The following is a 19,587-nucleotide window of genomic DNA, read 5'->3' as shown; positions in this document are numbered from 1 at the left end:
CACCTACAAGCAGAAGCGCTCGTCGTCGATGTCGTGCTTCACGACGCGACGGCGGTATGCTGCTGACTCGCAGCGGTTATCCCAGAGCTTGAACAGCTCGGCCACGATTGTGGGCACCACGCTCAATACGATAACCACGAGCCAATCTACGGGCCCGATGGGCAGGATGCCGAATATCGCACCGAACGGCGGGATAAGCGCCATGAGGGTGAACAGCGCGATCATGGCAAGAGCGCTATAGAGCATCGTCATGTTGTCGCGGATCGTGCGGCGAAACACCGAGCGGCGCGTGCGAACCGTGAAGATGTGCAGGATGCTCGTGAACGCGATCACGAGAAACGCCATCGTCTGGCCAACCTCTTGGGAGGGGGCAGTGCCGCCGGGAAGGTGCACGAACGAGCCGAGGTAGTACGCGACAAGGCCCACCACGGCAAATGCAAGCGCCTGCTGCACGATGACCTTCGTAAGACCGCCGCTGAAGAAGCTTTCGTCACGTGCGATGGGCTTGCGGCACATGAGACGGTCATCGCCCTCTTCGCGGGCGAGGCTCAAGCCTGGTATGCCGTCGCCAAGTACGTTTATGAGCAGCAGCATGACGGGGGTGAGCGCGATGCCCCAACCTGCAAGCTGGGCTCCCAGGATGATGGCGATTTCCGACATATTGCACACGAGAAGGAAGTACAGCGTTTTACGGATGTTGTCGAACACGTTTCTGCCTTCTTTGACGGCGGCAACGATCGTGGCGAAGTTGTCATCGGTAAGCACGATGTCGGAGGCGCTTTTCGCCACCTCGGTGCCGGCCTGGCCCATGGCAACGCCCACGTCGGCTGCCTTGAGGGCGGGGGCGTCGTTCACGCCGTCGCCGGTCATGGCGACCACTTCGTCATGCTCCTGCCATGCTTCGACGATACGTATCTTGTCCTCGGGTGACACGCGGGCGTACACCGAATAATCGCCGATGTTTTCAGTGAGCGTCTCGTCGCTCATGGCGGAGAGTTCGCGGCCGGTGACCACCTTGTCGTTCGCGCCGATCAGCCCCAGCTCGTGCGCGATCGCGCCTGCGGTTGCCGCGTGGTCGCCTGTGATCATGATCGTGCGGATGCCGGCCCGCTTCGCTACGGCGATGGCCTCTGCCGCTTCAGGGCGCGGTGGATCGATGAGGCCTATGAGGCCGCCGAACGTCAGGTTGCGCTCGAGTTCTTCGAAGGAGCCGTCTTCGGGCAGCTTCTCGACATGAGCGCTTCCGAGTGCGATGAGCCGAAGGGCGTCGTCGGCGAAAGCATCGTGCATCGCCGTGCGTTTGGCGGCGGCTTCGGCTCCATCGTCGGCAAACGGCAGTCGGTCGAAGGCGCCCTTGGTGATGACGAGGTATCCCCCCGAAGGGCATTCGTGAATGCTCGACATCATCTTGCGATCTGACGAGAACGGCACCTCGCCGATGCGCGGCCAGGCACGACGCAGCTCGCTGAGGTCGATACCCTTCTCGATCAGCAGGCGAATAATGGCGCTTTCGGTGGCATCGCCGACGATACGGTAGGGTTTTCCTTCCTCGGCATCTTCGCTACCTGGCTCGACGGGCTCGATCGTTGCGTTGCTTGCGAGGGCAAGGCGTTCAAGAAAACGCGCTTGTTCGTCGGAAAGAGGATCTTCTGCGGCGAACGGATCGGCTCCCGGAATCCAAAGCCTTTGGACGGTCATGCGGTTTTGGGTAAGCGTCCCCGTTTTGTCCGAGCAGATGATCGAGGTATTGCCGAGCGTCTCGACAGCGGGAAGCTTTCGTACGAGCGCGTGCTGGTCGACCATCTTGCGCACGCTATGGGTGAGCGAAAGCGTGACGATGAGCTGCAGCGTTTCGGGGACGGCGGCAACGGCCAACGATACAGCGGCAAGCATGAGCATCCAGAACTCTTCGCCTTGCCGAAGTCCGACCACTACGAGCACGATCGCCGATACGATGGCGACGATCGTGATCATGCGGCTCACGCGGTTGAGGCGTTTCTGCAAGGGGGTTTGGATCTTCTGGGAATTGTTGAGGAACCCTGCGATCCTGCCCATTTCGGTATCCATACCCGTGGCGGTAATGACGGCGATCGCGTTTCCGGCGGTAACCAGGCACCCAGCGAAAACCATCGAGGTCTGATCGCCGAGCGGCGCTTCGTCTTCATCGATCGGCGCACTGCTCTTCTCAGCGGGTTCGCTTTCGCCCGTGAGCGATGATTCATCGACGAAGAGCCCCGTGCTTGACACGATGCGCGCATCGGCGGCGACGAAGTCGCCCGTGCGGAGTATGAGGATGTCTCCGGGGACCGCGCTTGCGGTTTCGATCTCGACGCGCGATCCGTCGCGCAGCACGTAACACGTCGGATTGCTCAGGCTTTGCAACGCTTCGAGAGCCTTTTCGGCTCCGCGCTCCTGTGAGACGGCGAGGGCGATGTTCATGACGATGATGGCGAAGATGACTATGGGTTCGAGGTAGCCGTGACCTTCGCGAATGGCAAGGGCGAGCGAGAGGAAGCCGGCGAGCAGAAGGATCACGTTCGCAAGATCTTTGAACTGGGTGAGCACCATCTTTACGATGCCATCCTGCTCGGGCTTTGCATACTCGTTCGGTCCGTACTGCTCGTACCGCGCGCGTACTTCGCTTTCGGTTAATCCGGTATCGGGATTGGCGTTTAACTCCTCGAGAGCGGTTTTCGCAGGCGTGCTGTACCAGGGCTTCATCTATTTGTCTCCTCGCTTCGGTCGTTTCCCCATGGTAAAAGCCGCGGTACGTTCCCTGGCTTCGAAACGGCAACGATACGTAATACATTCGGTATCGATGCTGATCAGTCCTCCCATGCTGAGACGTCGCAAAGTGAACCGAACGGCTACGGTTCGTCAATCGCTTGTCAAAGGTCGCTTGGTGCCGCACGGTCGTGCTTGCCCGAGGTGGTACAACGAAACGAACCACCGCAATCAGGTCCAGATGATAATTCGTTGAAAGGTTGCAGCCATGTACACTGATCTCAAAGGGAAAATTGCCGTCGTAACGGGCGGATCGAAAGGGCTCGGCGCTTCGATGGCCGAGCGATTCGGCGCTGAAGGCATGTCGGTTGTCGTGAACTACCATTCCGACGAAGAAGGCGCGAAGAAAACGAAGGAACTCGTCGAAAAAGCGGGCGGCAAGGCCTGCGCCGTGAAAGCCGACGTGGGAACGGAAGAGGGCATCAAAGCCCTTCTCGACAAAGCGCTTGAGGAATTCGGCGGTTTGGACGTTTGGGTGAACAATGCGGGCGTCGAGAACAAGGCGGCCACCGACGAGCTTTCGCTCGAAGACTGGCAGAAAGTCATCGACACGAATCTGACAGGCGTGTTTCTTGGCTCACAGTGCGCCATTCGCTATTTCCTCGAAGAAGAAAAGCAGGGCTCGATCATTAACATGTCTTCGGTGCACGAGAAGATTCCGTGGCCGACGTTCGCCCACTATGCGGCGAGCAAAGGCGGTGTCGAACTGTTCACCAAAACGATTGCGCTCGAGTACGCCGATCGCGGCATCCGTGCGAACTGCATCGGGCCCGGTGCCATCAACACGCCCATCAACAAAGAGAAGTTCGACGATCCGGAGCAATACGAGAGCACGGTGTCGATGATTCCGATGGGTCGCATCGGCGATCCGGAAGACGTGGCAGCTGCCGCAGCATGGCTCGCGTCCGATCAGGCGCGTTACGTGACGGGCACGACGCTGTTCGTCGATGGCGGCATGACGCTGTATCCGTCGTTCCAGTACGGCGAAGGCTAAGCAGGCGCTTCGGCACGCGGCGAAAGCCCGTACTGTTCACGACCTTCCAGCAGTTCGGCGACTGAAAAGAGGCTCAAATCGAATGCCTGCCCGACGTACAATGTCTGAGGTAGGCATTCGTTTGGGCGAAACAGAAGATGCAGGTTGGACGAGATCGATGTCAAACATCGCAAAGCGCCGTTCAGTGTCGTAGCCTGCGAAAGAGTTTCTGATATGTTCCAAAAAGTGTATTCTGAAGCATTTTTTGGAACCAAAAAAAAATGCACTATGGAACATTTTTTAACTCGTTCAAGCTATCCGGTTGTCTGCGAAGAACTTCGGATATGATGGAGTCGTAAGAAGCATTCCCCCTTACGCAGTGTTCTACATCGAAGGAAGTTGATACGAGGAAGCTATTCGAGGTTGCCTATGCCGACTACGCAGCGTCCCGCAAAGCGCCCCACTTCTCGTCGAGCCGACTATCGGGCGAGCCGTCCGACGGCTGAGGACTTTCGGGTGCCACGGCCGTATCGCGTACGAAACGCGTCCTCGCGCCGTTCCCCGATGGTGATAGCCCTTCTTATTCTAAGCGTACTCTTAGCGGGGGGAGCTGTCGGCACGTACGTATTGGTGCAAAGCGCTGCGCCGCATGGGGGCGGCGCTTCTGCGGGCACGGATCCGTTTGCGGTATCCGAGAGCACGTTCGTGCCTCCCGAACCAGAGGCGGAGCCGACGCGCATCACCATGACGTTTGCGGGCGATTGCACGCTCGGCACCGAGGAAAGCTTCGACTACGAATCGAGCTTCACGGGTGTCTACGATGCGCAGGGCCCCGATTACTTCTTTGCCAACGTCAAAAGCCTGTTCGAGCAGGATGACCTTACCGTGGTGAATTGCGAAGGCGTGCTTACCGATTCCACCTCGCGCGAGGATAAGGAATACGCCTATAAGGGCGATCCAGCCTACGCAGACATATTCGCCCGCAGCAGCATCGAGGCCGCTTCGGTTTCGAACAACCACATCTATGATTACGGATGGAACAGCCGAGGCGATACGATCAATGCGCTTACCGAGGCGGGCGTTTCTGCGTTCGGCGATGAAATCGTGGCGTATCGGGAGGCGAAGGGCGTCAAGATCGCCCTCATCGGGGCGAACATGCTCAGCTTGGGCCTTGGCATCCAAGACAGTATGACGGCGAACATTCGCGCCGCTCAGGATGCAGGCGCGCAGATCATCGTCGTGTTTATGCACTGGGGCACCATGAGGGAATACGATCCAACCGACGACCAGATTAAGCTTGCGCATGCCGCCGTCGATGCGGGCGCAACGATAGTTGTAGGCTCGCATCAGCATGTGCTGCAGGGCTACGAGACGTACAACGGGCGTTCCATCGTGTACGGTTTGGGCAATTTCTGCTATGGCGGCAGCCGAACGCTCGGAGATCCCGATTGCTATATCTTCCAGCAGACGTTCACGATGGGGGAGGACGGCGTTGAACTCGACGCTGCGGCCGAGGTGATCCCGTGTCTCATCTCTTCGGACAGCGAGCGCAACAACTACCAGCCCGCTATAGCCGAGGGGGCCGACAAGACGCGCATCGAGGGTAAGATAGCCGAGAGCAGCACCGGTATAGCGGGACGAGGATAGGCGGCCGATCGCAGATCAGGCTACCATGGGACGCGACCGTGCTGTTTTCGGATACCCCCGAAGGAGATTGTTAGTTTTTCAGGAACGGCCTGTTTCGCGGCCTGGTAGTTCATGTTGTTCAGCACAACAGCGGGCTATCGCATAAGCACGATAGCCCGCGAGATTGAAGTTCGAGCGTGCTTACAGGTTTGCAACCGCATCGCGTGCCGCAACACGTCCGGAGTTCACGTTATTGGCGTTGCATCCACCCGAAACGTTGATGGTGTAGATGTTGTTCCAGAGCATGGCCCCCTCGACGCCCACCACGTAGAGGCCTTTGATCGGCTCGTAGTTTTCGTCGATCGCGTGGAAGGTGCGATCGGTTTGCAGAGAGCCGATGGATGTGTTCACCTGCGGGATCACGTGGATCGCATAAAACGGACCGCTTGCAAGGGGCATCATGACCTCGGACGATTTGCCGTAATCGAGATCGGCCCCCGATTCGGCGAACCCGTTGTAGCGCTCGACAGTTTCCTTGAAAGATGCACCGTCGATGCCAGACTGCGATGCGAGTTCTTCAAGCGTATCGGCTTTGAAAATCTCGCCTTCGCCGATGGCGTCTTCGAGCTGCTTTTGGGCATCGGCATCGCCGTTCAGGAACATCTCTATCATCGGCGTATCCATCACGATGTAGGTAAGCTCGTTTCGCCAGGTAGGAAGCGTCATGGACATGGCGTTCGTCGCGGTGAAATCCTCATTGATGAAACGCTCTCCTTTTTCATTGACCCATACGGCAAACGGAGCTGCAACACCGATGACGAAGTCGAACTTTCCGTTGTCGTAGTAACCGGGAGTCGTGGGCACCTTGAATGCGGCAAGCATCGCCGTATTGCCGCGGTTGTCGCGCACGCCGGCATCGATGCCCATCTGGTGTCCGAGGCCGTCGTGGCCGGGTACGCCGCCGATCACGTAGCTTTGAGGCTCAAGCCCGCATGCTGCCATGTACGTTTCGTTGTCGGCGAAGCCTCCTGTGGCGATAATGACGCTTTTCGCGTTGATCTGGATCGTATCGCCGCTCTTCGTTTGGGCGTACGCTCCGGCAACCGAGCCGTCCTCCGCTTTGACTAGTCCCGTGCCTTCGGTTTCGTACAAGAAGGTAACGCCATTCTTCTCGGCTGCTGCCACCATCGCCGGTACGTAGTCCTTTCCGCCCGACCCTGCTGCGAAGCGATGGAATACCAGGATATCGCCTTTGTCGACATCGACCTGGCCGAAAGTGACGCCGTTGTCCAAGAGCCAGTCGATGTTCTCGCCCGAGTTGTGCACCATGTCCACGTACCCGGGTCCGCTGCACCGGTACTGACTCTGCTCGATTTCGAGGCGAATCACTTCGCCGGGATCGACGTCGATGCCCTCTTCCTTTTGCATGCGCGACCCGACACCGAAGCATCCTTCGACGCCGTTCATATTGCCCCCGGCAACTGATTGGCTCTCGATGCAGATCGTGTTTGCGCCCACCTCGCTCGCCTGAACGGCAGCAGCAAGTCCCGATGCGCCCGACCCGATAACGAGGACGTCGCACTCTTTGGTCTCGCTGACATTGTGCGCTTCTTCTTGTGCGTTGGCTTCACCGTTCTCGCTGGTTTCGTTTGCTTGCGGTTGCGAGCAGCCTGCAAGCATGCCTGCCATTCCCGCAGCGGCAAGAATGCCGGCTCCTCCGATGAACTGCCTACGATTGATTCCTGCTTTCATGTTCTCTCCTATCCCTTGGTGTTGTCCCCCCGCTGTGCAATGCGCCGAGCCTTTCGCGGCTTAGCCGATTGCTTGGGATTCCGAAAAGAACTATGGGGGAAACGAGAGGCGCTGTATTCATACAATCGAGGCGTTTTTGCCTCATACAAATGAGGTGAGGCTATTGTGACCTGCTCATTTAAGGCGGTTGCTCACGTAAGGTTCTCGATAAACGAGATAAGCTCGTCGCGACTGTGCACATCAAGCTTCTGGTAGATGTGCACGATATGGGTTTTGACCGTATTGCGGGAAAGATAGGTCTCCGAAGCGATTGCGGGAACGCTTCTGCCGCGCAGAATGTACTGGAGCATTTCCGTTTCGCGAGCGGTAAGCGAATAGTCCGTTACGGCTCGGTCGATTTTCTGCTGCATGGTAGCCGATAAGCCCGAAGGCGTTTTTGCACCGCCTCCTTTGCCGCCTTCGTTCAAAATCGATTCCGTGGGAAACCGCGATAGCAGCAGGAAGCCGGCCAAGGCGACAACATAGACGACGCCGAGCGTCACTTCGAGGTAGAAGCCTCCGAGGAGGGTGACGGATAGTTCGCCGACGAGCATTCCGAGGATGAAGCCGCCATCGGTGAGGCACACGCCGAGCGCGAAGATCTTCGCCGGACTCGTGCGGCCGTTGTGGGCGAGCTTGGCGAACTCGGAATAGAGCAGGATAGTGAGAAGCTGCTGCGCCGAGTACACGAGGATCCCCGAGATCGCAGCTCGCTCATCGCCGAATGTGGCGATGAGGAGCAGTCCTCCGATTGCGATGGGGATGACTGCTTTCGGGATAAGCGAGGTGTCGCGCTTGCTTGTCATGTAGCCGTCGATTGCCACAATGACCAGAAGAAATGCGAACGAGAAGCCGATGGTCGTGATCCAGCTTGCTGCCGTGTCGTTCGACCCGAAGAGAAACCTTACCTGGAAGAAGCCGAGGGGAATGGAGTACACGAGGCAGAACAGCGCAAACCGTGGCGAGAGCTTTCCCTCGTCGGTACTTCCCGCTTGCGGTTCGACAACGGTTCTCTTCAGGCCGAGGTATACGCAGAGCACCGAAAGCAACGGCAAGGCGAAGAGCACGGCGATCATTGCCGGGCGCGGCAGAACGGCGATAGCGAGAAAGACGAGTTCGGACACGATGATGCCGACCGAGAGGACAAGCCGCTCCTTGTTGCTGCTGTAGAGCGACGAATAGAGCTCGCACCAACAGACGAGCTGTCCGCTCGTTCCGACCCCAACGGTAATTGCACCGAACATCAAAGCCCCATTCAATCCGCCGCCAAGCGCGTTTGCGTACAGGATCATTGCGAATCCGAGCATGGATACGAGCGGCGAGCCGAACAGGATAGCTTTGTTGTTCGAATACGGGGAATACTGTTTCGCCAGCGCACCGAGAAGGGTCAGGGCCGCCATATGGCCGAGCGTCGACCAAAACCAAGCGCTGTCGAAGACGGGGGAAGAGTGGGCCTTCGAGAAAAACCCCGTGAGCAACACAAACAGAAGCCACGTCCAGTAGATGCTGAACCCGAGGGCGCAGTAGAGGGATGCAAGGTGCTTGTTCTTTGAAAGCAGCTGGATGGCTTCTCCTGTCCACGTGTCTGCTTGGCGACTGTTCGGCATTGTAGCATAGGGGTTTTCTGGGACGGTTCGTCCATTGTTGTTTGCAGGCATGCGTTTTTAAAACGCTCGGTGTATTAGACTTACTTGAGATACGTTGACGGGCGGATTTCTACAGTCCTTTGACCAGATCTAGGGTTTGCATGATCCACTCGCGTGCTCCGGAAAGCCGATAGCCCGTGAATCCTGCTTCCACTAAGAGAGTCTCGACAGTGCCTTCGGATACGTCGAGGTTCGCGAAGGTGCGAAAGCCTATCCCGCGTGCGGCGATGTCCTGGATGTGATCCCAGTACGTGCCGACGGGCCCAAACGTCGTCGCATGTTCGATGGGATCGGCGATGGCGGCGAGCACCGTATCCTCGGTGTCTTCGTAGAACAGGCTGCGGCCATTGTCGTACAGCGGATAAAACGATTCACCCTGTCCGGCTATCTTCAACGCTGTGTTCGACAGATGGCGATCGTCTTGCCGTGTGACGAAATCCAGGAGCACCATGCGGTAGGCGATTTTAAACGCATCGTACTCGGAAAGGCCGCATCTGAACAGAAGCTTTTTCGATGTCGCGTCGCTCAGGGCTCATGATGCGCTCGGAAAGAAAATCGAGAAAATCGTTTGCGCTCCATGAAGTCGATCCGTGCGTATAGAGCGATAGCGTCGGGTTGTAGTCGGGCTGTTCGAAGGAGACTGACAGATCGCGATGCACGATGCCGACGACATCATCGGCCCATTTCAAATACCGATAGGCTTTGGTATCCATGGATCGTCTCCTGCCCGTGCGTTCGGGCCTCAGGTACAAGATAAACGCATTATGGCGGAGGAAGTAGGATTCGAACCCACGAACGCGTGAACGTTAACAGTTTTCAAGACTGCCGCCTTCAACCACTCGGCCATTCCTCCGCGCGTTGCGATTGCGCAAAAGCGCTGCATTAGGATAGCACAGAATGCCTTTGGGGCGAAGAATCGTTTATGCGCAGAAGGCACGCGTCGAGCGAATGGCGACCATCTGCTTATCTCTCGGCTAGGCGTCGGGAGTGCGCTTGCCGTATACTGTACTCATGACCGACGAAGACTACATGGAACTCGCAATCGAACAAGCGCGCGCGGCCGAGGCGCTCGACGAGGTGCCCATCGGGGCCGTAGTCGTCTATGCGCCCATCGATCCGGCAACCCGCCGGCCCCTTGCCGAGCCGCGCGTGATCGCCCGAGCATGCAACCTGCGCGAAAGCACGCAGGATCCCGCCGGCCACGCCGAGTTCCTTGCCCTGAAGGCCGCCGCCGATACGCTTGGCGTATGGCGGCTGACCGGTTGCACGGTGTACGTAACGCTTGAGCCGTGCATCATGTGCGCGGGGCTCATGCATCAAGCACGCATCGACCGCTGCGTATACGGTGCGCCCGATCCGAAAGCGGGTGCGCTCGGCACGCTGTACCGCATCAACGAAGACGAGCGTCTCAACCATACCTTCGAAGTGCAAGCAGGCGTGTGCGAAGAGGAATGCGCGAACCTGCTGAGCTCGTTTTTTGCAAACAAAAGGAAGAAGAGCAAACCGCAATGACAGAACACGCCAGTCCGAATCCCTCAGCGTGTGCCCCCGAGCAGTCGGCACGCGCTTCTGCACCGAGCACTAGCTCCAATCTATCTGCGCACGCCGCAAGCACCTCAGCTCCCATGGTTGTTTCCGATCCGCTTGCAGCCTTTGAGCGCGACGGTATGGTCAAGCTCGTTTCCCCTGCGAAGGTGAACCTCTACCTCGACATCGGCGCCAAGCGATCCGACGGCTACCACGAGGTGGTCACCGTCATGCATTCGCTTGCCCTGCACGATATCCTGCACATGGATATCGAGGCGACGAGTGAGGGTGGTTTGCAGATCGAAGTGCTCTGCTACGCGCGCGAGGGGCTCGAATCGCTTGCCATCCCTTCTGAGGAAAACATCGCTTACAAGGCGATCAGCCTTCTCGCTCAAAAGATCGGCCGCACTGAGAACGAGCGCATCACCGTGCGCATCGAAAAGCATATTCCTCACGAGGCGGGCCTTGGGGGAGGGTCATCCAATGCTGCGGCTGCGCTTGTCGGCGCGGCGGCGCTCTGGGGCATCGACGAGCGGGCTCCCGAGCTTCTGGAGGCGGCAGGCGAACTAGGTGCCGATGTGGCGTTCTTTTTGTTCGGAGGCTGCGCTTGCTTGACGGGTACGGGAGAAGTGTTCGACCATGCGCTCGAACCCATGAAGAAAACTGCCGTGCTCGTGAAGCCCGAAGGGGGTGTATCTACTTCGGCGGCCTATGCGGCGTTCGACAGGAGCCCGGTGCTCATCGATTCCGAAACGCGCAACGCCGCGCTTGTAGCGAAGCATGCCGAAGAGGTGCCGCTTGCGAACAACCTCGTGGCCGCCTCAAAATCGCTCATGCCCGAGCTCGCTGATCTGCTTTCGTGGCTTGCGCAGCAAAGCGGCGTTGAAAAATCGCTCATGTCAGGGAGCGGATCGTCCGCTTTTGCCGTGTGCGCGACGTTCGATGACGCCTGTCGCATCGTCGCTGCCGCCCGCAACCGCGGCTGGTGGGCACGGACGACCGCGTTCAGCTCTGCCCGTGCCATGGCTCTTCCGCGATAAGAAAGGCGGTTGTTACGCTTCCGCTTCGAGCGTGAATTTGCCATTGTCAGTTCGGTCGATCTTGAACGGGTAGGTGATGAGTTCTAGACCGAGCAGAATCATGTGGTGGTCGATGCTGGAGAACGGGTGCAGGATGAGCAGCACCGAAAGCACGAGTTCGAAGATGGAGAACGCGAGCTTGAGCACGAATCGGCGACCGTTCTTGATGCGATGGATGATCTCGTCGAACTCGCCTGCAGCTTTGAAGAGACCGAGCAGTCCCCACATGACGCCGACGAAGCTGATCGACGAGGCGCCGTGCACGAGAATGACTGCGCCGAGCACGCACATGACGATCGAGGTTCCCGCCGTCTTGTGGTCTTTGCGACCGTCTTCGCTGCCGCTCTGCGCATCGGCGTTGCCGTCGCCTTCCTTGCGTGCCCTGCTGACTTCGACGATAATACCGCCGATTCCCGAGAGCACCATGACACCGCCGAGCGCGTAGGGAAGAAAGTCGGCAGATTCTTCCGGCCAGAATAAGCAGAGAAGCCCGAGCAGTGGCAATACGAGCAAAGCGACAATCGAAAGCTTCCCTGCGTTGCTCTGGCTGCGTAGCTCTTTGATCGATCGAACCTCGGTCATGGGCGTTGCTCCTCCTTGCGCGCGTCGGTATTGCTTGCCGAACACCGCGCTCCCATTCTGGCCGCACGGGCTCCCGCAAGATGGTGCATCATACTAGCATCCTGGTTTTGAAGGTGGGAAGCAAGACACGCAAGACACAGAGGAGACACAGAAGACACAGAGGGAAGACACAGAGGGACGGTCCTTTTGTGTTGCGGATTTGCTTTCTCCGAGGCGGATCTTTGCCGAAAAGTAACCTGTGTACTGCAACACAAAAGTGCAACACAAAAGGACCGTCCCTCTGTGTCTCTGTGTCTCCTCTGTGTCTTCTGTGTCTTGCATCCCAAAGCTTCGGTTCGCATTCTCGCTTTCATGCCGCTGCCCGCATATATTCGCCCGCCCGAAACGGCTTATTGATATTAGGTCTCAATAAGTATATACTGTATCTTAGCGGCTATCATAAGACGAGAACAAATCGAAAACGAGGTGCTCACATGAAGAAATACGTATGCTCGGTTTGCGGATACGTGTACGACGAAGAGGCGGGGGATCCCGATAACGGCATCGAACCCGGTACGAAGTGGGAAGATCTGCCCGAAGATTGGGCATGCCCGTTGTGCGGCGCCGGCAAAGACATGTTCGAGGAAGAATAAGCAAGCTCACTCAGGAGAATGCCATGGATGCAATGAAGGAGCTCTCGTACGGAGAGCTAAGTGCTCTGTGCTCTAATTTAGCGAAAGCTTGCGAGAAGCAGCAGCTCTTCGAGCAGCAGAAACGTTTTCTCGAGCTTGCCGACTATTATGTCGGGCACGCCGAACCGGTTAGCGATGCAAGCATCGAAGCCGTCAAAACGCTCGTCAAGGGCGATCTCGAATCAGGTTTCGGGCCTGCTTTCGACCAAGCGCATGCCGATCACGATAGGGGCGCATTGCGTGCGCTTACGTGGTCGCAAAAAGCCACCGCGCTGCTCGATTCCCTGCTCAAACGTTACGACAGCAAGGGTGATGCGCTTGTTGCGGGTACGAGCGTGTACGTATGCGAGATCTGCGGCTTCATCTTCGTCGGGGATAATCCGCCCGATATCTGCCCCATCTGCAAGGTACCGAAATCCAAAATCATCAAGGTGAGGGGGTAGCCATGTACGCACCCGAAACGTACGCGTCCCGCAACATCGCGTTGTGCACCAAGGATTGCCTGTGTTTGTTCGTTTGCCCAACTGGTGCAACCGACACCGAGAACGGTCAGGTGGATGCTTCGAAATGCATGAGCGGCTGCCGTCTGTGCGTTGACGCGTGTCCCTCGCACGCGCTTTCGCTCATGTATCGCAGCTACCCAGCTCAGCAGGAGAAAACCGACAGGGTCGTAGAGAAGCTTATGGCTCTTGCGAATAGCAAGGTTGCACTCGAGGGAACCGCCCGCACCCTTGCCGAATCAGCCGAGTCAGCCGAACAGCGAACGCTTGCAAAAGCGATCGCCCTTTCTGCGCGCATTTCAGCGGAAGACCTTTACCGCGAGGCACGGTATATGCTTCCTCAAAGCGATGGGGCGAAGGATTTGCTCAGATTGATGCTCGATGAGGAAACGGGCGCAGACTTTCCGAAAGAAGCTGCCGAGGCGCTCCTTGCCACGCTTTAATCCTTTGGTTACAACCAGGTGACGGTTTCCTGTGATCGCTCCCTCGTGGCGTTCGGACCGCGAGGGAGCGTGTGCGTGCGTGGTAGAATGGCGCTATCCGATCAGTTAGGAGAACCATGGAAATCGTATTGATTGTCATCGTGGCGATCATCGTTATCCTCGTGATTGCGGCCATCGCCCTGTACAACAACCTGGTGAAGATGCGCAATATGGTCGATAACGCTTGGGCGCAGATCGACGTGCAGCTGCAGCGCCGTCTCGACCTCATCCCGAATCTGGTGGAAACGGTCAAGGGATATGCAACGCACGAGCAGGGTACGCTCGATCAGGTTACCCAAGCACGCAGCGCTGTTATGGGCGCCACGAGCCGCGAAGGCAAGATGCAGGCCGACAACATGCTCACGGGAGCGCTCAAGAGCCTGTTCGCCGTCGCCGAGGCTTACCCTGACCTCAAGGCCAACGTCAATTTCCAACAGCTGCAAAGCGAGCTTTCGAACACCGAGGACAAGATTTCGTATATGCGTCAGAGCTACAACGATACCGTTATGAAGTACAACACGGCCATCCAAACGTTCCCGGCGGTCATCTTCGCGGGCATGATGGGATTTCAGGCACGCGACAGCTTCGATGCGGTTGCCGGCGCCGAAACCGCACCGCAGGTGCAGTTCTAAACACGGTTATTTTCGCGCAGTACAGGGCCCGCTTTCCAAAGGTGAGCGGGCTTTTTCGCGGCTGGGACCGAACCAGGTAAGCTGTTCGACCGAGGGCCGCACAATCCTGCAGATGTAAAACGAGCTTTGCCCTCTGCTCTTTTCGGTTGCCCTTAGCATCAAGGTGCACGGCAAAAGCTTTCTATTAACCGTTCTGTTCGTCGAGCTGGTTTTTTAAAACATCCCAAGATGCGAAAGCCCAGCGATTGATGTACTGGGTCATCGTTTTCGGATCGGTTGTGCCTTCGTATTCCGTCCACCATAACAACATTATGAAGGGGTACCATGCGTAGAGATACGAAACGAAGTCGTTTTCTTCGGTGTCGCCAAGATAGCCTTCGTAAACCTTTTCATTGAAGGGTCTCACGTGATCCAAAAAGGTTTTCAAGAGAGAGTAGTGTCCTTTGTAATGCATTACCGCACGGTAGAATTCTCGATTTTCGTGAAGCGTTTTCGTCGTCATTTCCATCATGATCGGCCTGAGGGATTCGGTTTCATCGACGGGTAAGAGTTCTCGTACGCTGCACGACGGAACTATTATGTCATCGTCGATTATCTGATCGACCATTTCATCGATATTTTCAAAATGCTTGTAAAACGTTCTCCTTGAGACCTTCGCTCTAGTGCAGATATCGGATACGGTAATCTTTTTGTAAGGTTTGCTTTTCGTCAGTTCCTTCAATGCTTGCTTCAGCGCATCTTTGCTGTCTTCCATTGTTCCTCCCGTATAGCACGCTGCCCCCAGAAGCGCATACGAAACGAGTCGACATACGTGCCGCAATCGTTTCGATCCCGAAACGACGAGCGTCTTTCCGTTTCGGGATTGGTTCATTCCCCCTCGGTTCGTAAAGAACAGGTTACACCGTGTCCTTTTTTGGAAATTGAACCGGTCATTATTATCTGCCATAAATCTTTTTGGGTAAATCCAAAAAGAGGAGGAGAGATGAATAACGAAAGCAGCATGATCTCACGACGTTCTTTTGTCAAATGGGTCACTGCGACGGCGGCTGCTGCAGGTGTGGCAGGCGGACTCACCGCATGTGCACCTTCGGGTGGGGAGGAGCCCGAAACACCGCCTGATGTCAGCAGCTTGTCGGGGGGCGAATGGGTTACCGTAACCTGTCCGGGATGTGCGGAATTCCAATGTGTCAACAGGGTATACGTAGTGGACGGTATTCCTATTCGGGGAATGACCGACGAAGTGGGACCCAATTCGCCTGAACAGCCCCAATGGCGTTCCTGCATCAAGGCGCGTGCTGGGCGCTGGGCTTTCTTGAGTCCGGCACGAATTAAATTCCCCATGAAACGAAAAAGTTGGAGCCCCGGTGGTGGCGATGGCGTGAACGGACATCTTCGCGGCAAGGATGAATGGGAGCGCATCTCTTGGGACGAGGCGCTGCAAACCGCCGCTAACGAGCTTAAGCGGATCGCCGAGGAATACGGCACTGGGTCGGACGATTACGGAAACGGCTTGCCTATTCTCGATCTCTGCTATTCGGTGGGTGTCGAAATGCGCTGCCTCAACCAGGCGGGCATCGGCGTCAATCCGATTTGGGGTCAGAATTCCACCGGCGGTTGGCCGGTGCCCACCAACAAGATGGTCGGAGACGGAGTTATCGCGACCGATCGGTATACCACCATGAAAGATTCGCAGCTCATTGTGCTTTGGGGTTGCAATCACGGCTGGTCGCAGTACGGTGCGGCTCCTATGGCGTTTCGGTACGCTAAAGAGCGTGGGGCAAAAATCATCGCAATCGATCCGTGGTTCAATCCAGGAAACAATGCGTACGCCGATGAGTGGATTCCCTGCCGCCCGGGAACCGATGCGGCCTTGATGCTTGCCGTCTGCCATGAGCTTATCATGCAGGATCTTGTGGATCAGGAGTTCTTAGACAAGTACGTGGTCGGCTACGACGAAGAGAGCATGCACAGCAAAGGGCTTTACGACAAGGAAGGCAATCCCATAATGAAGCGCACCCTCCGTCGTGGAGAATACGATGCCGAGGGCAAGGTTATATGGGATGAGGAATCGGTCATCGAGGTTGTCGACGGCCAAGAGCGCCATAAGTTTGCAAAGGACAATTTCAAGGATTACGTGCTGGGCACCTATGACGGGACTCCCAAATCGGCGGAGTGGGCGTCGCAGATATGCGGCACGCCAGTTGACCGGATCAAGTCTCTGGCAACCGACATGGGAACCATCAAGCCTATGAGCCTGATTGCTCAGCAGGCTATGGGCAGGCACTACTACGGAGCAAACGTTGCGCAATGTTTCTTCGCGATGGGATGGATGACGGGCAATTACGGAAAACCAGGGGCAATCGTCACGAATGGCGGCGGTTTTGCCGGTGGTGGATACAGCGGTTTCATCGGGGGTTTCTATCCTGGTTCGAATTTCTATTTCGGAATCTCGGCCGGTGAAGAAGCGCGCGTCAACCTTGCGCCCGAAGGGTTTATGATGCAGCCTCCCAATCCTAAGGCAGATGTATCCTACGGTGCGATCGGTTATCCATGGGACATTCAGAGCAACTACGAAGAAGAGCGCTATTACGGCATCGCGTTTGCCGAAGCATGGGATGCTATTCTCGAAGGGAAGTCACATAACTTCGTGCACGGCATGAAAGATCAGAACATCAAGGCGATCGTGAAGCTTTTCAACGGAAACTCAAGCAACCAGAATGTCAACACATTCAAGGCGATTCAGGCGCATCGCGCTGTCGAGTTCGTCTTGGCTATGGATATGTTCATGAACACCACTACGCGCTATGCCGACATCGTGCTTCCCTGTACGAGCTGGTGGGAAGTAGATGGCAACTATAACATGCTCAATCCAGAGATGTTCTTGGGAAACGCAAAGCGCATCGTCGAGCCTCTGTTCGAAAGCAAAGCCTCCTTTGATGTCGATGCTGCGCTGTGCGAGCTGTTCGAGGTCGATCCTGTGGGTGCTTATCCGAATGGCCTGTCTTACAAAGAGAACAATTTTACAGGAATCGCGAACGCATGGGTGATCGGTTCCGACGGCCAAAGCCATGATCCGCTTATCAGTTTTACCCAGGAAGACCTTGATGAAATCGGCATAGAAGGTGTTGATGCTGCGGTGCTCGCCGACGGTCGTATCACGTACCAAGAATTCAAGGAGCAGGGTTTTTACAAGATAGAGATGAATGACGGTCTCAAACGATACGTCAGCCAATTCACCAAGCTGATGGAAGATCCCACCAAGCCCGAAAACAAACTTTCCACCCAAACGGGCTACTTGGAGATATACAGCATGAACTTGGAAAACTACTATCAGGTTTTCGGCTTCGACCATGCCGTCAAGGCTACGCCTACCTATGCAGCCTCGGGCCAAGGCAGCTATGAAGAATCAACGCGAGGAGAATACCCATATCAATACATAAACGTGCATCCGCATCATCGAGTGCATTCATCGAGGCTCGATTGCCCCGAAGTACTCGAATTCTTCGATGACGTGTTGTTCGTCAATCCGCTCGATGCCGAGGCGATCGGACTGGAAAACGACGATACGGCATTGCTTACGAGCGAGGCCGGAAGGCATCTTCGTCGCGTGACGGTTACAACGACGGTTATGCCTGGAGTTATCGTCGGTATCGAGGGCGCGACGGCACGTCTGCTCGACGACGAGAAGACGAAGGACGACACCGATTGGGATGAAGTCATCGACTACGGAGGAGCTTCAAACGTACTTGCTCCTACGTATCTCGTGGGGCAGGGTCATCAGGCCTACAACAGCATCATCGTGAACGTTGAGAAGTGGACCGGCGAACCCTTGAAGCCAAACTACCAGTGGCAGCTCGACGTCGTAGATTTCGAATAGGAAGGAGGCAATCATGAGTCAGTTGGCTTTTTTTGTCGATTCGGACACATGCATCACCTGCAAAGCTTGCGGCTTGGCATGCAAAGACAAAAACGATCTGGCGCCTGGTCGCAAGTTTCGCAAGGTGTATTCTCAGAGCGCCGGCAGCTGGAGCGTTGACGACGTCGGAGTAGCAACCCCGATCGATGTATTCTCCTACTCCATCTCGCTCGCATGCAATCATTGCGCAATGCCTCTCTGCCTCGGCGCATGTCCTGTGCAGGCGATCGTCAAACGCGACAATGGGATTGTTTACATCGACCAAGAACTGTGTACGGGCTGCAAAGCTTGCTCCGAAGCCTGCCCGTACGATGCACCTTCGTTCAATGCCGAAACGGGCGTGATGGGCAAATGCGACCTGTGCAGGGATCTCATCGATTCGGGAGATACTCCTGCATGCGTTCGGGCCTGTTCGATGCAGGCTCTGGAATTCGGCGAACTTGACGAGCTTATGCAGAAACATCCCGAAGCCGTACAGCAGGTTGATCCTTTGCCTTCTCCCTCCGAAAGCCAACCATCCCTGCTTATCGCCCCGCGACGAGGCTATAAAGACGGCATGGAAACAATAAACTTTAACATGCCCGAAGAGATCAAGGCAAGCGAATGATGGATACCCAGGCTGCATCGGTTTTCTTTCGACTGCTCGGCGAGCTTGTCTACTGCGAACCAAACTCTCAGGATATGGGAATGCTGCAAAACCAGAGACTTTTCGAGGAACTGCCGTATGCAGCCTGTGACGAACGTGTCATCCAAGGACAAAAGCTTATGAACGACTGGCTTGGTCGTGCGTCTGCGGACGAACTGACCCGTGCTGCCAAAAGCGATTGGCTGCGGATGATGATGGGCATAGACGACGTGATTGCCCCCCCTTGGGGGTCTGTGTACCTCGATAAGGAGAATCTTCTTTTTACCGAGCACACTTTGTTTGTCCGAAGGTATTACGAGCACTATGGCTTCGAACTGAAGAAGAAGCACCATGAGCCCGATGACCATCTCGGTTTGGAGCTTGAGTTCGTATCCCGGCTTCTCGAAGAAAACAAGATGGTGGCTGCCCGAGAGTTTGTCGAAACCTATATGCATCCTTGGGTTGATGCATGGATGCAAAAAGTGCAAGCTCATGCTCAAACAGACTACTATCGTTCATTGGCCTGTTTGGTCGCTGGCGGTCTGCGGTGTTTCGTCGAAGATGCGGTTGCAGCTTAACGGTCCGTACAGGGTAATGAAGCAAAACCCATTGCAGCGGACTTCAAGGTAGCATCCGAACCAAGGCCCGTTTGCTTAGGCAAGCGGGCCTTTTAGTGGCTTCGCGCAGCGCATTAAGTCGGGGAATGTTTTTTGGGGCGACCCGACGCTTGCCGCCGGATGGGCTGTCGTGACC

Annotated in this window: 18 protein-coding genes and 1 tRNA gene; 11 read left to right on the top strand and 8 right to left on the bottom strand. The window is 56.4% G+C overall.

Annotation, left to right across the window (positions count from 1 at the left end):
• Positions 1-3: 3 nt before the first annotated feature.
• Positions 4-2,721, bottom strand: a complete 2,718-nt coding sequence (locus FJE54_RS02965; protein WP_139651263.1) for a cation-translocating P-type ATPase — start codon at positions 2,719-2,721, stop codon at positions 4-6.
• 271 nt (positions 2,722-2,992) lie between these two features.
• On the opposite strand from FJE54_RS02965, the gene FJE54_RS02960 reads away from it, so the two are divergent.
• Together FJE54_RS02960 and FJE54_RS02955 are read left to right on the top strand one after the other, a co-directional pair.
• Positions 2,993-3,778, top strand: coding sequence for a glucose-1-dehydrogenase (locus FJE54_RS02960; RefSeq protein ID WP_139651262.1), 786 nt, complete (start codon positions 2,993-2,995; stop codon positions 3,776-3,778).
• Between the two features lie 684 nt (positions 3,779-4,462).
• Positions 4,463-5,404, top strand: coding sequence for a CapA family protein (locus tag FJE54_RS02955; RefSeq protein ID WP_180326524.1), 942 nt, complete (start codon positions 4,463-4,465; stop codon positions 5,402-5,404).
• Positions 5,405-5,584: 180 nt separating this feature from the next.
• Here FJE54_RS02955 and FJE54_RS02950 read toward each other — a convergent pair whose 3' ends face one another.
• The 5 genes from FJE54_RS02950 to FJE54_RS02930 form a co-directional block, all read right to left on the bottom strand.
• Positions 5,585-7,135 carry an FAD-dependent oxidoreductase gene (locus FJE54_RS02950; protein WP_139651260.1) on the bottom strand — a complete coding sequence of 517 codons (1,551 nt, stop codon included), beginning with the start codon at positions 7,133-7,135 and terminating at the stop codon, positions 5,585-5,587.
• Between the two features lie 191 nt (positions 7,136-7,326).
• Positions 7,327-8,781 (bottom strand): response regulator transcription factor, encoded by a 1,455-nt coding sequence (locus tag FJE54_RS02945; protein ID WP_180326523.1) that lies wholly within the window; start codon positions 8,779-8,781, stop codon positions 7,327-7,329.
• Positions 8,782-8,890: 109 nt separating this feature from the next.
• Positions 8,891-9,271: a hypothetical protein gene (locus FJE54_RS02940; RefSeq protein WP_139651258.1), complete on the bottom strand. Its 381-nt coding sequence runs from the start codon at positions 9,269-9,271 to the stop codon at positions 8,891-8,893.
• 13 nt (positions 9,272-9,284) lie between these two features.
• Positions 9,285-9,533, bottom strand: a complete 249-nt coding sequence (locus FJE54_RS02935; RefSeq protein WP_139651257.1) for a hypothetical protein — start codon at positions 9,531-9,533, stop codon at positions 9,285-9,287.
• Positions 9,534-9,585: 52 nt separating this feature from the next.
• Positions 9,586-9,673: transfer RNA gene (locus tag FJE54_RS02930), tRNA-Ser, on the bottom strand.
• 140 nt (positions 9,674-9,813) lie between these two features.
• Between FJE54_RS02930 and FJE54_RS02925 the strand changes: the two genes are divergently transcribed.
• Both FJE54_RS02925 and ispE read left to right on the top strand, forming a co-directional pair.
• Positions 9,814-10,332, top strand: coding sequence for a nucleoside deaminase (locus tag FJE54_RS02925; RefSeq protein WP_255467191.1), 519 nt, complete (start codon positions 9,814-9,816; stop codon positions 10,330-10,332).
• Positions 10,333-10,445: 113 nt separating this feature from the next.
• Positions 10,446-11,387, top strand: coding sequence for a 4-(cytidine 5'-diphospho)-2-C-methyl-D-erythritol kinase (gene ispE, locus FJE54_RS02920; protein ID WP_139651256.1), 942 nt, complete (start codon positions 10,446-10,448; stop codon positions 11,385-11,387).
• A gap of 12 nt (positions 11,388-11,399) precedes the next feature.
• On the opposite strand, the gene FJE54_RS02915 is transcribed toward ispE, so the two are convergent.
• The gene (locus FJE54_RS02915) at positions 11,400-12,008 is read right to left on the bottom strand and encodes a DUF308 domain-containing protein (RefSeq protein ID WP_139651255.1); all 609 of its coding nucleotides are present in this window, start codon (positions 12,006-12,008) and stop codon (positions 11,400-11,402) included.
• A gap of 473 nt (positions 12,009-12,481) precedes the next feature.
• Here FJE54_RS02915 and rd point away from each other — a divergent pair, with 473 nt between their 5' ends.
• The 4 genes from rd to FJE54_RS02895 all read left to right on the top strand — a co-directional run bounded on the left by rd (position 12,482) and on the right by FJE54_RS02895 (position 14,293).
• Positions 12,482-12,640: a rubredoxin gene (gene rd / locus FJE54_RS02910; protein ID WP_139651254.1), complete on the top strand. Its 159-nt coding sequence runs from the start codon at positions 12,482-12,484 to the stop codon at positions 12,638-12,640.
• A 23-nt stretch (positions 12,641-12,663) separates the two neighbouring features.
• Positions 12,664-13,122 (top strand): rubredoxin-like domain-containing protein, encoded by a 459-nt coding sequence (locus tag FJE54_RS02905; RefSeq protein WP_139651253.1) that lies wholly within the window; start codon positions 12,664-12,666, stop codon positions 13,120-13,122.
• A gap of 2 nt (positions 13,123-13,124) precedes the next feature.
• Positions 13,125-13,622 carry a 4Fe-4S dicluster domain-containing protein gene (locus FJE54_RS16380; RefSeq protein ID WP_139651252.1) on the top strand — a complete coding sequence of 166 codons (498 nt, stop codon included), beginning with the start codon at positions 13,125-13,127 and terminating at the stop codon, positions 13,620-13,622.
• 116 nt (positions 13,623-13,738) lie between these two features.
• Positions 13,739-14,293 carry a LemA family protein gene (locus tag FJE54_RS02895; protein WP_139651251.1) on the top strand — a complete coding sequence of 185 codons (555 nt, stop codon included), beginning with the start codon at positions 13,739-13,741 and terminating at the stop codon, positions 14,291-14,293.
• Between the two features lie 184 nt (positions 14,294-14,477).
• On the opposite strand, the gene FJE54_RS02890 is transcribed toward FJE54_RS02895, so the two are convergent.
• Entirely contained in the window at positions 14,478-15,047 is a 570-nt protein-coding gene (locus FJE54_RS02890; protein WP_180326522.1) for a TetR/AcrR family transcriptional regulator, read from the bottom strand.
• A 228-nt stretch (positions 15,048-15,275) separates the two neighbouring features.
• Here FJE54_RS02890 and FJE54_RS02885 point away from each other — a divergent pair, with 228 nt between their 5' ends.
• From FJE54_RS02885 to FJE54_RS02875, 3 genes are read left to right on the top strand one after another with little or no spacing between them, the layout of a single operon-like run.
• Entirely contained in the window at positions 15,276-18,170 is a 2,895-nt protein-coding gene (locus FJE54_RS02885) for a molybdopterin-dependent oxidoreductase (RefSeq protein WP_139651249.1), read from the top strand.
• Positions 18,171-18,183: 13 nt separating this feature from the next.
• A complete protein-coding gene (locus FJE54_RS02880; protein WP_139651248.1) occupies positions 18,184-18,816 on the top strand; it encodes a 4Fe-4S dicluster domain-containing protein in 633 nt (210 codons plus the stop codon).
• The gene (locus FJE54_RS02875) at positions 18,813-19,412 is read left to right on the top strand and encodes a TorD/DmsD family molecular chaperone (protein ID WP_139651247.1); all 600 of its coding nucleotides are present in this window, start codon (positions 18,813-18,815) and stop codon (positions 19,410-19,412) included. Before FJE54_RS02880 ends, FJE54_RS02875 begins: the two co-directional genes overlap by 4 nt.
• Positions 19,413-19,587: the final 175 nt, after the last annotated feature.

Source organism: Raoultibacter phocaeensis (genome assembly GCF_901411515.1).
GTDB lineage: Bacteria > Actinomycetota > Coriobacteriia > Coriobacteriales > Eggerthellaceae > Raoultibacter > Raoultibacter phocaeensis.
Note: the sequence above shows the minus strand (reverse complement) of the source record. Positions and strands in the feature narration are given on the sequence as shown.

Bases quoted from the DNA above. Each gene is read 5' to 3' on its own strand.
- FJE54_RS02965 (WP_139651263.1), bottom strand. From the start codon at position 2,721: ATGAAGCCCTGGTACAGCACGCCTGCGAAAACCGCTCTCGAGGAGTTA.
- FJE54_RS02960 (WP_139651262.1), top strand. From the start codon at position 2,993: ATGTACACTGATCTCAAAGGGAAAATTGCCGTCGTAACGGGCGGATCG.
- FJE54_RS02950 (WP_139651260.1), bottom strand. From the start codon at position 7,135: ATGAAAGCAGGAATCAATCGTAGGCAGTTCATCGGAGGAGCCGGCATT.
- FJE54_RS02945 (WP_180326523.1), bottom strand. From the start codon at position 8,781: ATGCCGAACAGTCGCCAAGCAGACACGTGGACAGGAGAAGCCATCCAG.
- FJE54_RS02940 (WP_139651258.1), bottom strand. From the start codon at position 9,271: ATGGTGCTCCTGGATTTCGTCACACGGCAAGACGATCGCCATCTGTCG.
- FJE54_RS02935 (WP_139651257.1), bottom strand. From the start codon at position 9,533: ATGGATACCAAAGCCTATCGGTATTTGAAATGGGCCGATGATGTCGTC.
- ispE (WP_139651256.1), top strand. From the start codon at position 10,446: ATGGTTGTTTCCGATCCGCTTGCAGCCTTTGAGCGCGACGGTATGGTC.
- FJE54_RS02915 (WP_139651255.1), bottom strand. From the start codon at position 12,008: ATGACCGAGGTTCGATCGATCAAAGAGCTACGCAGCCAGAGCAACGCA.
- rd (WP_139651254.1), top strand. From the start codon at position 12,482: ATGAAGAAATACGTATGCTCGGTTTGCGGATACGTGTACGACGAAGAG.
- FJE54_RS02905 (WP_139651253.1), top strand. From the start codon at position 12,664: ATGGATGCAATGAAGGAGCTCTCGTACGGAGAGCTAAGTGCTCTGTGC.
- FJE54_RS16380 (WP_139651252.1), top strand. From the start codon at position 13,125: ATGTACGCACCCGAAACGTACGCGTCCCGCAACATCGCGTTGTGCACC.
- FJE54_RS02895 (WP_139651251.1), top strand. From the start codon at position 13,739: ATGGAAATCGTATTGATTGTCATCGTGGCGATCATCGTTATCCTCGTG.
- FJE54_RS02890 (WP_180326522.1), bottom strand. From the start codon at position 15,047: ATGGAAGACAGCAAAGATGCGCTGAAGCAAGCATTGAAGGAACTGACG.
- FJE54_RS02885 (WP_139651249.1), top strand. From the start codon at position 15,276: ATGAATAACGAAAGCAGCATGATCTCACGACGTTCTTTTGTCAAATGG.
- FJE54_RS02880 (WP_139651248.1), top strand. From the start codon at position 18,184: ATGAGTCAGTTGGCTTTTTTTGTCGATTCGGACACATGCATCACCTGC.
- FJE54_RS02875 (WP_139651247.1), top strand. From the start codon at position 18,813: ATGATGGATACCCAGGCTGCATCGGTTTTCTTTCGACTGCTCGGCGAG.